This is a genomic window from Halomonas sp. ISL-56 (genome assembly GCF_018612805.1).
In the GTDB taxonomy this organism is placed as follows: domain Bacteria; phylum Pseudomonadota; class Gammaproteobacteria; order Pseudomonadales; family Halomonadaceae; genus Vreelandella.
On the sequence record NZ_JAGGRO010000003.1, the window covers coordinates 116,370 to 128,049 of the forward strand.

Genomic DNA, 11,680 nt, shown 5'->3' on the forward strand with positions numbered 1-11,680 from the left:
GAATGCAACTATGACCTATCGAACGATTCGCCAGCGCTTGATGCTGAGCGCCGGCAGTACCGTAATTATGGGCCTAATGTTAGCCGCTGCGGCAAGTTCTCAAGCCTCTGCCACAGCCTATGAAAGACCAACTTCATCAGCAGGCACGTCAGTAGACGCTACAAAGCCACACCCAACGCCATTCCATATCCATTTTTGGGAAGCGCTGGAACTGGAACCCCAAGACGCCTGGACAACGCTGCGTAAAAGCTTTCAGTGGCAAGAGAAGTCACTGCCCGCCGAGGCCCAAGCACGGGTAGACGAATGGATTGAGTACTACCGCTCAAGCCCCGAAAATATTGCCACTATCACCGAACGCGCCACCCCTTGGCTTGCCTGGATTACCCAGCAAGTTAGCGAGCGCGGTTTGCCTGGCGAAATCGCGTTGATTCCTTTTGTAGAGAGCTCCTTTGATCCAGGCGCCCGGAGCCACCGCGGCGCCGCTGGACTATGGCAGTTTATGCCCGGTACCGGCGATGCACTGGGCTTGGTGCGAAATGGTAATTATGACGGTCGGTTAGACGTGGTGACCTCTACCGAAGCGGCGCTGGACTACTTGGAAATGCAGGCTGATCAGTGGTACGAAGGTGATTTAATGCTGTCGTTAGCCGCTTATAATGCAGGCGCAGGCACCGTTAACCGCGCTCAGCGTCAGGCTCTGGGGCAAGGTTTAAACGGCGATTACTGGGATCTCTCGCTACCCTATGAAACCATGCAGTATGTGCCCAAGCTGAAAGCGATCGCGACGATCATTAACGACCCTGAGCAATACGGCGTAAGTTTGCCGGAAATACACGTTGACCCGGCTTTTGCCAAAGTACAGCTGTCCCATCCGGTGACTCTCTCAGAAGCCTCGCAGCTACTGAATGTCAGTCAAACTGCGTTAGTAGAGCTAAATCCAGGCCTGCTAAACGGTAGTATCGATCCTCGTAGCGCCCAGACACTGCTGGTACCTGAAGAAATCGATACGCAGGTGCTTGCGCAACTTGCACAGGGCGACAGTCAGACACAAGACAGCAACCAAGTGTTTGCGCAAAGCAGCAATGGCAATACCCACCGCGTTGAAAGGGGCGATAGTCTCTCTGCGATTGCAGCTCGGTATAATGTTGACCAGCAAGACCTTATCCGCTGGAATGCGATTGATCGCCCCAGCGCTTTACAACCTGGCCAGCTGCTGACACTTTCAGGGCGTTAATTTAAATTAACTAGCTGGCTTTGTTCACATGGGATGTTACCAATGCCGCGTGGTTTGTTTTTTGCGAAAACGCTTCTACTCATCAGTGGCCTGCTGCTAAACGTATCGATACTGGCTTCTGATACGCCAGCCTCAGAGACAATTGCTTCAGAGACAGCAGTCTCAGAGACAGTATCTTCAGAGACAGTAGCTTCAGAAACGGCGTCTAACAGTGACTCACCCACCACCGCTTCCAGCACTAATCTGGTGGGTGATTTAAATACCGACGCGAATAACGTGGTGCCGGTTAAAACCGTTCACGCGCTATCGCTTTACGATAGCCCCAAGCTACCCGCAGACTTCCCCTACTTTCCCCATGTAAATCCGCAGGCCCCCAAAGGCGGTACTATTACGCATACCGCCGTGGGAAGCAGCTTTGATTCTACGAACCCGTTTATTATTCGCGGCACGCCTGTTACCGGCATTTCACAAATTTACGACACTCTGATGGCCAGCAACCCGAACGAGCCCTTTAGCCTTTACGGCCTGCTGGCTGAGGGCGTTCGCCTTGACCCTGAGCGGCATTGGATTGAATTCGACTTGCGCCCGGAAGCACGTTTCCAAGACGGTGAACCGGTTACTGCCTACGATGTAGTGTTCTCGCTTAACTTACTTCGTGAAAAGGGTAATCCGTTTTACGCCAGCTACTACGCCGGGGTGGAAGAAGCCATCGCCCTGAATGAGCATCAGGTACGCTTTACCTTTAACGATACCGATTCCCGAGAGCTGCCGTTAATCGTTGCCCAACTGCCCATACTCCCCCGCCACTACTGGGAACCCCGCGAGTTCACCTCACCCACCCTAGTCGCGCACCCAGGCTCCGGGCCCTACCGCATTAGCGAAGTTGACCCTGGTCGACGAATTGTTTATCAGCGCGACGAGAACTATTGGGGTAAAGATTTACCGGTCAACGTTGGCCGTTACAATATTGATCGCATTATTTACGATTACTACCGTGACCGCGATATTGCCTGGGAAGCGTTCAAAGCCGGCCTGACCGACTTTCGTACCGATGCCCGCGCCGCCACCTGGGCGATTGGCTATAATTTTCCTGCCTATGAAGAGGGCTTGGTCAAGCGGCTGACGGTACCGGACGTCAATCCTTCAATGATGCAGGCATTTGTCTTCAACCTGCGTAAAGAGAAGTTTCAAGACCCACGTGTGCGAGAAGCATTGAGCCTTGCCTTCGATTTTCCGTGGCTTAATACCAATATTTTTTACGGCACTTACCAGCGCACCGAGAGCTTTTTCCAAAACTCTGAAATGGAAGCCACCGGGCTACCTTCGGAGGCAGAGCTAGCGCTACTGGAGCCCTTCCGTGACGAGTTGATAGCCTCCCATGGTTCTGACCGCCTGTTTACCGAGCCGCTACCTATTGCGCAGCCCACTGATTTGCGCGAGAGGCTACGCAAAGCACTCGATCTGCTACGCGAGGCAGGTTACTTGGTTGAAGACGGCGTATTAGTCAATCAGGAAACTGGGCGGCCGCTAAGCCTCGAAGTGTTGCTCTACGACTCGGGGCTTGAGCGCGTGGTTCAACCCATGCTGCGCAACATGGCCCGCTTGGGGGTGCAGACCTCACTGCGTATCGTTGATATTAATCAATATTTAAATCGGCAGCGCAATTACGACTATGACATAGTGATCAGTCATTTCCCTCAGTCGAATAATCCGGGCAACGAGCAGCGCGACTTCTGGACCAGTGCCGCCGCCGAGGCGCCGCAAAGCCGCAACCGAATGGCGCTAGCGCACCCAGCGGTCGATGCACTGGTGGAAACGATCATTAGTGCAGATGGCCGTGAAGAGCTAGATACCGCCACCCGCGCGCTAGACCGGGTGCTGCGCTGGGGGTTCTATGTGATTCCCCACTACCACTCAGGGGAAACTCGTATCGCCATTTGGGATAAGTTTGGCTACCCGGAGCCATTCCCAGCGTACGCCATGGATATGGATGCGTGGTGGGTAGACACCCAACGTGAAGCAGCACTGCAGCGTCGTCAACGCGGCCGCTAACGCTGCCGGTATAAAAACGACGGATGGCAACGGCTTATCCTTAACGGCTTCATCGTCATAAACCTCGGAGTGCTCTGTGGCTCGCTATACTATACGCCGACTGCTGCTAATGATTCCGACTCTCTTCGGGATCATGCTTCTCAATTTTATGATTGTTCAGGCGGCGCCGGGCGGGCCAATTGATCAGATGTTGGCGCGTTTTGAAGGCGCCGACGCCATGGCCAGCACTCGCTTGGATATGGGCGGCGCCGACGTCCAGGTCAGCGACGACTCACGGGGCGCCCGAGGCATTGACCCACGCTTTATCGAACAGCTAGAGCAACAGTTTGGTTTTGACAAACCCGCCCACCAACGCTTTATCGGCATGATGGCGGATTACCTCACTCTCGATTTTGGCACCAGTTTTTTCCGTGACCGCCCGGTCACCGAGCTGATGATCGAGCGGCTGCCGGTTTCCATATCGTTAGGGCTCTGGACGACGCTACTGGTCTATTTAATCTCCATCCCGTTAGGCATTAAAAAAGCGCTTCGCCACGGTTCCCGGTTTGACGTTTGGTCATCCGGGTTAGTGATTGTCGGCTATGCCATCCCGGGCTTTCTGTTTGCCATTCTACTCATTGTCCTGTTTGCCGGGGGCACCTACTGGGACATCTTCCCTTTACGCGGTTTAACTTCGCCTGACTTCGACCAGCTTTCTGCCTGGGGCAAGGTCAAAGACTATTTTTGGCATATTACGCTGCCGGTCATCGCCGCATCGATTGGCAGCTTTGCCACGCTGACAATGCTGACCAAAAACAGCTTTCTAGATGAGATTCACAAGCAGTATGTGATTACCGCCCGCGCCAAGGGCGCCGACGAGCGACGCGTGCTTTACGGCCATGTGTTTCGCAACGCCATGCTGATTATTATCGCCGGCCTACCTGCCGCTATGATCGGCATTTTCTTCACCGGTGCGCTGCTTATCGAAGTGATCTTCTCCCTGGATGGGCTGGGCCTGCTTGGCTTTGAGGCGGTCATGCAACGGGATTATCCGGTGATTTTCGGCACCCTATTCCTGTATACCGTGATCGGCTTAATCCTCAAGCTGATTTCTGATTTGACCTACGTGTGGGTAGACCCGCGTATCGACTTTTCAACTCGGGAGTCGTGATAATGGCCTCTTTATCGTCACGTTTATCGCCTATTACTCGACGTCGACTGGCCGCTTTCAAAGCCAATCGTCGTGCCCGGGTGTCACTCTGGTTATTTGCCTCGCTGTTTATCGTTAGCCTGTTTGCCGAACTGATTGCCAACGACAAACCGATCATTATGCAGTACGAAGGTCAGTGGTACTTTCCCATGCAGGTGGACTATCCGGAAACCGAGTTTGGTGGCTTCCTGCCGACCCGAACAGACTATCTGGACCCCTTTGTGCAGCAACAGATCAAAGATCACGGCTGGGCGCTTTGGCCTATCATTCCGTTTTCGTACCAGACCCTGGATATGAATATGACCCGCCCCTCCCCGGCCCCACCGGATAGCCGCCACTGGCTAGGCACCGATGACCAGGGCAGGGATGTATCGGCACGGGTCATTTATGGTTTTCGCCTTTCGGTGGCCTTTGCCCTGGTACTCACCGCAGGGTCGTTAGTCGTCGGTGTCGTGGTCGGCGGTATACAGGGCTATTTTGGTGGCAAGGTTGATTTGATCGGCCAGCGATTCACCGAAATTTGGTCGGGTTTACCCGTGCTGTTCCTGCTGATTATTTTAGCCAGCTTTGTTCAGCCAGGTTTTTGGTGGCTGCTGGGAATTATGCTGCTCTTCTCGTGGTTAGGCCTAGTGGACATCGTACGCGCCGAGTTCCTGCGTGCACGCAATTTGGAGTACGTGCGCGCGGCCAAAGCTATGGGGTTGCCGTCTCGCTTAATCATGTGGCGCCACGTGCTGCCCAACGCCATGGTTGCGACGCTGACATTTATTCCGTTTCTGTTTACTGGCGCGATTGGTACGCTCACCGCACTGGATTTTCTCGGTTTCGGCCTGCCCCCCGGCGCTCCTTCGCTTGGTGAACTGGCAGCCCAGGGTAAAAATAATCTTCACGCGCCTTGGCTGGGTATCACGGCGTTTATGACCCTGGCCATCATGCTCTCGCTGCTGGTCTTTATCGGCGAAGGCTTACGCGATGCCTTTGATCCTCGTCACGTGCAGCAGCGCCAAGCGGGTACTGCCCAGGAGACTCAGCATGCCTAATCCCCTGCTGCGCATTGAAAATCTTGATGTCGCCTTTGATGGCAACCCGGTGGTGCAGTCACTCTCGCTGACCCTCAATACGGGTGAAACGCTGGCAATAGTGGGTGAATCAGGCTCAGGCAAATCCGTATCAGCGTTGGGTATGGTGAACCTGCTGCCCAGTAACGCCACCGTTGACGGCGAACGCTGGTTGGGTGACACCAATCTGGCCCACTTAACGGAAACTGAGTGGAACGCTATACGCGGTAATCGCGTCGGTTTTATCTTCCAAGAGCCGATGACCTCGCTCAATCCACTGCATCGGGTGGGCAAGCAGATTGGTGAAGCATTGCGGCTGCATCAAGGGCTTCGCGGCCAAGCGGCCCGCCAACGCAGCAAACAGCTGCTGGAACAAGTGAAACTGCCGCGCCCGGACGAACTGCTAGATGCCTGGCCCCACCAGCTCTCGGGTGGCCAACGCCAGCGGGTGATGATCGCTATGGCGATTGCTAACAACCCCTCACTGCTAATTGCCGACGAGCCCACCACCGCGCTGGACGTTACCGTTCAGCAGGAAATTCTCGCCCTGCTACGTGAACTGCGCGATCACCATGGCATGGGCATGCTGTTTATCAGCCACGACTTAAACCTGGTACGGCGTTATGCGGATCGCATCTGCGTTATGTATCAGGGCCGCATTGAGGAGATCGGCCCGGTAGAACAGGTATTTCAGCATCCGCAAAGCGATTACACCAAAGCGCTACTTGCGGCTGAGCCGGAAGGTAGGCCGCAAGCCATTGAGCAAACAGCGCCGCTACTAACAGCTCGTCAGTTAAGCGTTAGTTTTAAGCGCCCTAAAACCGGTTTATTTAAGCGCCAACCGCCCGCTTTTGTAGCGCTTCAACCAACCGATTTGCATATTGCACCAGGGGAGACTCTGGGCATTGTGGGTGAGTCCGGCTCAGGTAAAACCACACTGGCATCGGCAGTCATGCGACTGGTTAGCAGCCAAGGCGAGGTTAGCCTTGGTAACGATAAGCTAAGCTCGCTATCCGGCGATGCGTTGCGCCGTCAGCGTCACAGGCTGCAGATGGTGTTTCAAGACCCCTATGGCGCCCTTTCACCACGTATGCCGGTGTTCGATATCGTCAGCGAGGGGCTGCGCTTTCACTACCCTCACCTCACCACTGAAGAAGTCGCCCAGCGGGTTAACCAAACCCTGCACGAAGTAGGTTTGCCGGAAAGCTGTGCCGCTCGCTACCCCCACGAGTTCTCCGGTGGTCAGCGCCAGCGCATAGCCGTGGCCAGAGCGATTATCTTAGAGCCGGAGTTGCTGGTACTTGATGAGCCCACCTCGGCGTTAGATCGCACCGTGCAGAAGCAGCTAGTCGCCCTATTACGCGACCTTCAGGCGCGTCGGCAGCTAAGTTATTTATTCATTAGCCATGATTTAGCCGTTGTCCGCGCCATGGCCCACCGCATTATGGTGCTCAAGGATGGTGAAGTGGTCGAACAAGGCCCCTGCTTAGAGGTGCTTTCAGCGCCCCAGCACGCTTATACCCAAGCACTGATTGCCGCTGCGCACTTGGCCTCTTAAGAGAGCCCTTTCAAAAGAGCCCTAAAAAGAGCCCTTTAAAGAGAACCCAATACAAACCCTTAAGACGAAGCAACGGCTAACGGCAATGCCGGAAGCCAGTTTTCGCAAGCGAGCTTTCTACCTGGATAGCACAGCCCTCAGTAATTATTTAAGATAAACTCGTAAGATAACGGTATAAATATTTAGCTAAAAATAAAGCCGCCACCCATTGGGGAAGCGGCTAAACAAGACTTTAAACAAGCACTCAGAAAAGCGCGATTTCCTCGCTGGTCAATTCCCGCCACTCGCCGGGTGCCAGGTTCTCATCTAGTGCTAAATCCCCGATGGAGCTGCGGTGCAGTGAGTTAACATGATTACCCAAGGCGGCAAACATTCGTTTCACCTGGTGATAGCGCCCTTCGGTAATGGTCAGCTCCGCCTGGGTGGGCGAAAGCAGCCTCAACGTTGCGGGCTGAGTCAGCGTCTCTTCCCCATCCAGCATCAGGCCATCGGCGACTTGGCCAATCGCCCACTCCGCTGATGCACCTTCCATAGGTTCCGCTAACTCGGCGATATACACCTTGGCGCAGCGATGGCGCGGTGATGTGACGCGGTGAGACCACTGACCATCATCGGTTAACAGCAGCAATCCCGTGGTATCTACATCTAACCGCCCTACCGGCTGTAAGCGATCGGCTTTGGGCAAATCTATTAGGTCTATTGCGCGCTGATAGAGTCCACGCCGCGCATTGCATTCAACGTCGACCGGCTTGTGCAGCATAATGTAGCGCAAGCCTACCAACTCCAACCGTTCGCCGTTCAGAACAACCACATCGTTATCGGTATCGATTTGGGTCGCCGACTGTTTGATCGGCTCGCCATTTAGGGTCACTTCGCCATTTTTGAGTGCCCGTTTGGCGAGACTACGGGTTAACGGTGAAGTTTCACTCAAAAAGCGATCAAGGCGCATCATTAACCCACTCCTGGCAGCAGCTTAAAGTGGTCGGCATCTTGCCAGGCAGGAAATTTTTCACGAAAAGCATCAAGGGCAGTTTTATCCAGCGTGCCCGTTTCTATAAACGGGGAATGGGCAGGTTTATCAATTAGCGGTTCGCCTTTGAAGTCGACCAACAGGGAGTCGCCGCTGTAGGCAAGCCCTTTGGCATCTTCTCCAACGCGATTAACGCCAATTACATAGCTTAGGTTCTCCACCGCACGGGCTTGTAGCAGCGTGCGCCAAGGGTGACGACGCGGTGCTGGCCAGTTGGCGATACACAGCAGCGCATCATACTCGAAATGCTCCCCTTCTGCTGGCTGCTGGCGCATCCACACAGGAAAACGTAGGTCATAACAAACGCTGAGCAGCAGTTTAAAGCCATTGAGTTCCACCACTTTACGCTCACTACCCATGCCGTAACGCTCATGCTCACCGGCCATACGGAACAGGTGGCGCTTGTCATAGTGGGTTATCTCGCCCTCCGGGGTCGCCCAGATCAAGCGGTTATAAAAATCGCCGCCTTCTTCAATCGCCACACTGCCGGTCATCACGCAGTTACGTGCCTTCGCCTGGGCCTTAAGCCAGGCAACGCTTTTGCTCTGCGCCATGGGCTGGGCCATTTCCCGGGAGTTCATAGTAAAGCCCGTGGCAAACATCTCTGGCAATACAATAAGATCCGTATCGCGGCTATCAAGCTCACCCAGCAACTGCTCAAGATGATCGTGGTTGGCCTGGGGATCCTCCCAGCGCAGATCACACTGCACTAGCGTGCTTTTAAGTTGACTCACTAAACACCTCCATTTCGTCAGTCTCAAGGCAACGTTTATGCTAGATTAGCATCTTTAAATAATGAGGCTGCTATGCTTCCTACTCCAACACGCGATCCTGAAGCAGTCAAAGGTGTCATGTTTGGGCTCACCGCCTACACCATGTGGGGCTGCTTTCCGCTCTTTTTTGCCCTCTTTGACGGCGTTCCCGCCTTTGAAATTTTGATTCACCGGATCATTTGGGCGTGTCTGTTTTTGGTCGGTTTGATTACTTTGTTACGCCGCTGGCCTCCGGTGGTCACAGCGCTGGGCGAACCCAAACGGCTTGGGCGGGTGTTGGCCTGCGCGCTATTAATAGCGTTTAACTGGGGTATCTATATTTATGCGGTGGAGTCTAAGCAGGTACTACAAGCGAGTTTGGGCTACTTCTTAACGCCGCTGGTGAATGTCGCCTTGGGCATGCTGGTGCTGCGGGAGGTGATGGCCAAGCTGCAGTTGGTAGCCCTGGGGTTAGCGAGCATAGCCATTGCCACCCAGTTTGTGATGCTGGGCGAACTGCCCTGGATTAGTCTGCTGCTGGCGTTAAGTTTCGGCAGTTATGGCCTGTTTCGTAAGCAGGTGCCGTTGGACGGTTTATCGGGCTTGTTTGTGGAGACACTACTGCTATTCCCCCTAGCCCTGATAGCTCTCACCTGGCTAAGCTGGAACGACACCTCACATTTTTTGCAGAACACTTCCACCACTAGTTTACTGATCGCCAGCGGTGCATTGACTGCGCTGCCGCTAATGGCCTTTGCTGGCGCAGCCCGCCGATTACGTTTGGCAACCCTGGGCTTTTTAATGTACATCAACCCAAGCATCCAGTTTCTGATTGCCTTAACCGTGTTCGGCGAGCCCTTGGGTATTATCCAGTTGGCCACTTTTGTGCTGATTTGGATTGGGCTTGCGCTCTACTCCTGGTCAGCGTGGCAATCACGCCCGCGCTACTCGGCGGTCAGCTAACGCAAGCCCTGGTGTTGCGCTGGTATCGGCGCTTGTTTCAAGCGTAGGCGCCGATACAGCGTCCCTTTCAGGCTGGTAGCCAACTCGGAACCCGCCCCAATGTTTACCCTGTACGTACACCGGTACTGAGAGGTCATGCATGATCTCACCGGTGTCCCGCTTGTAGGTTTGCAGCAGCAATGGCTTTTCGTGAGCGCCACAGCGGCTGCCGGTGGGGTCATCGAAAATCCTTTTATTGCGGCAGAATTTTAGATCGTGGGCGTAATCACCGGTTGGCACGAGGCTGACCGCTTTGTTATGGGTTGGCACATAGCCTTTACGGTCACAGGCGATGGCATAACTTAAGCCAAGCTGAGTGAGCAAAGGCTCTTGCAGCTCGGGTAGATACCTATCGGTAAAACTATCAAAGCCGGTTGTGTACTGCGGCGGCTGTGTACCCGGGATCTGCTCATACTGGGGCTGGAAAAGGTGGCTATCTGAAAGTTCTCCGCTGGCTATCGCTTTTTCCAGCAGCTTGCCCAATTTATCGGCCGTTGAGCGAGCCGCCCGGAACACCTGCTGATGACGCCCTTCCAAGTGCTGTTGAGCCAACTCCCCATCGACGCCTTCTGCGGCTTCCATCAGCGCCCGGGCTTGCTCAGCCAAATCGTGCATATTGCGGTTACCGTCATCAACATCCTCTTCCAACTGACGCAGGCTGTCGGCAACGGTTTGGCTATGCTGACGGGTGTTTTCCATCGCATCGGCAACCCGGGTAATTTCACTCTGCACCTGGTCGAACTCTTGCGTCATCGTACCCAGGCTATTGCCTACTCCCTGCAAGCCTTTTGAGCGCTCGCTAATACGCGACATCAGGTCGCCAATGGTGTCGACCACCGTTTGGCCACTCGCATGCATATCTTTGACAAGTTCATCGACACTCTGCGTGGCTGTGGAGGTTTTCAGAGCAAGGTTGCGGACTTCGCCAGCAACCACTGCAAACCCTCTGCCGTGTTCACCGGCGCGCGCCGCCTCTATAGACGCATTGAGCGAAAGAAGATGCGTTTGCTCGGCAATATCTTCAATCATAGAGGTGACGCTGCGTACCCGTACAATTTTATCGTTCAGCGCGGTCAACATCTCCAGCGCTTGACTTGAGCGGTCAGCAACATCGCTCATATCCTGGATAATATCATCCAGTTCTGCGTGATTATGATGACTGGCTTCCCGAGCGCTCTCTGCCAGCGCTGCCACCTGGCTGGCGCTGGCGCTGACCTGCATAATGGCTGCATTAATGGCGGTCATGCTTGATGAAGCCTCACGGGCCATGGCCTCTTGCTTGGAGAGGCGCTGATCCATCAGGTCGGCATAGTGCGACACTTCTGCCGAGGCAATCGCGGTACTACTGGCACGGTTCATTAAACGGTAGGCCATACCACGTAGCGAACGGTAATCACGTAGGGGCTTAAAACCACGCTGGCGTTGTTTAGGGCGATGTTCAAGGCGTTGTTCAAGGCGTTGTTCAAGACGACGTTGGTCGGCCCGATACACGCCTTCAAGCACACTGAGCAGTACAGCGCCGCCACCCAATGCGGCGGACACGAGCGCCAGATAAATCCATACACCGCCTTGCAAGGCAAGGCCTATGGATAACGCCAACAAAACCCCCGGAACTAGCAATCGCAGTAAGCGCATGAGCAGTACTCTTTTATTAACGTTATTGAGTATCGAAAACCCTATTTTGGAGGGCTTAATTCCCCTTTGCGGCTTAGCTTAGCGTGTTACGGTAATGAAAGAAGTAGCACTTTGGGGGCAGACCGAAAGAGTATAAGCACTGAGTCATCATTGGGTTAGCGCAGTGAAAA

Annotated in this window: 9 protein-coding genes; 6 read left to right on the top strand and 3 right to left on the bottom strand. The window is 54.3% G+C overall.

The annotated features are described in order from the left end of the window. Window positions 1–10: 10 nt before the first annotated feature. From J7J49_RS01690 to J7J49_RS01710, 5 genes are all read left to right on the top strand, one after another. Window positions 11–1,234 carry a transglycosylase SLT domain-containing protein gene (locus J7J49_RS01690; RefSeq protein WP_215089745.1) on the top strand — a complete coding sequence of 408 codons (1,224 nt, stop codon included), beginning with the start codon at window positions 11–13 and terminating at the stop codon, window positions 1,232–1,234. 42 nt (window positions 1,235–1,276) lie between these two features. Further along, window positions 1,277–3,286 (top strand): extracellular solute-binding protein, encoded by a 2,010-nt coding sequence (locus J7J49_RS01695; protein ID WP_215089747.1) that lies wholly within the window; start codon window positions 1,277–1,279, stop codon window positions 3,284–3,286. A gap of 76 nt (window positions 3,287–3,362) precedes the next feature. Further along, on the top strand, window positions 3,363–4,436 hold the full coding sequence (locus J7J49_RS01700) for a microcin C ABC transporter permease YejB (protein WP_064232679.1): 1,074 nt from the start codon (window positions 3,363–3,365) through the stop codon (window positions 4,434–4,436). Between the two features lie 2 nt (window positions 4,437–4,438). After that, window positions 4,439–5,515 carry an ABC transporter permease gene (locus J7J49_RS01705; protein ID WP_215089749.1) on the top strand — a complete coding sequence of 359 codons (1,077 nt, stop codon included), beginning with the start codon at window positions 4,439–4,441 and terminating at the stop codon, window positions 5,513–5,515. Next, window positions 5,508–7,091 (top strand): ABC transporter ATP-binding protein, encoded by a 1,584-nt coding sequence (locus J7J49_RS01710; RefSeq protein ID WP_215089751.1) that lies wholly within the window; start codon window positions 5,508–5,510, stop codon window positions 7,089–7,091. The genes J7J49_RS01705 and J7J49_RS01710 overlap by 8 nt, the downstream gene beginning before the upstream one ends. 244 nt (window positions 7,092–7,335) lie before the next feature. Here the strand turns inward: J7J49_RS01710 and J7J49_RS01715 are convergent, their stop codons facing one another. Further along, window positions 7,336–8,040: a pseudouridine synthase gene (locus J7J49_RS01715; RefSeq protein WP_064233164.1), complete on the bottom strand. Its 705-nt coding sequence runs from the start codon at window positions 8,038–8,040 to the stop codon at window positions 7,336–7,338. Window positions 8,041–8,042: 2 nt separating this feature from the next. After that, entirely contained in the window at window positions 8,043–8,855 is an 813-nt protein-coding gene (locus J7J49_RS01720; protein ID WP_064232672.1) for an amidohydrolase, read from the bottom strand. A 72-nt stretch (window positions 8,856–8,927) separates the two neighbouring features. Between J7J49_RS01720 and rarD the strand changes: the two genes are divergently transcribed. Beyond that, on the top strand, window positions 8,928–9,836 hold the full coding sequence (gene rarD, locus J7J49_RS01725; RefSeq protein WP_064232670.1) for an EamA family transporter RarD: 909 nt from the start codon (window positions 8,928–8,930) through the stop codon (window positions 9,834–9,836). On the opposite strand, the gene J7J49_RS01730 is transcribed toward rarD, so the two are convergent. Further along, the gene (locus J7J49_RS01730) at window positions 9,807–11,510 is read right to left on the bottom strand and encodes a methyl-accepting chemotaxis protein (RefSeq protein WP_215089753.1); all 1,704 of its coding nucleotides are present in this window, start codon (window positions 11,508–11,510) and stop codon (window positions 9,807–9,809) included. The genes rarD and J7J49_RS01730 overlap by 30 nt on opposite strands. Between the last annotated feature and the right edge of the window lie 170 nt (window positions 11,511–11,680).

Coding starts and splice junctions, on each gene's coding strand:
- J7J49_RS01695 (WP_215089747.1), top strand. CDS start 1,277: ATGCCGCGTGGTTTGTTTTTTGCGAAAACGCTTCTACTCATCAGTGGC.
- J7J49_RS01715 (WP_064233164.1), bottom strand. CDS start 8,040: ATGCGCCTTGATCGCTTTTTGAGTGAAACTTCACCGTTAACCCGTAGT.
- J7J49_RS01710 (WP_215089751.1), top strand. CDS start 5,508: ATGCCTAATCCCCTGCTGCGCATTGAAAATCTTGATGTCGCCTTTGAT.
- J7J49_RS01705 (WP_215089749.1), top strand. CDS start 4,439: ATGGCCTCTTTATCGTCACGTTTATCGCCTATTACTCGACGTCGACTG.
- J7J49_RS01690 (WP_215089745.1), top strand. CDS start 11: ATGACCTATCGAACGATTCGCCAGCGCTTGATGCTGAGCGCCGGCAGT.
- rarD (WP_064232670.1), top strand. CDS start 8,928: ATGCTTCCTACTCCAACACGCGATCCTGAAGCAGTCAAAGGTGTCATG.
- J7J49_RS01730 (WP_215089753.1), bottom strand. CDS start 11,510: ATGCGCTTACTGCGATTGCTAGTTCCGGGGGTTTTGTTGGCGTTATCC.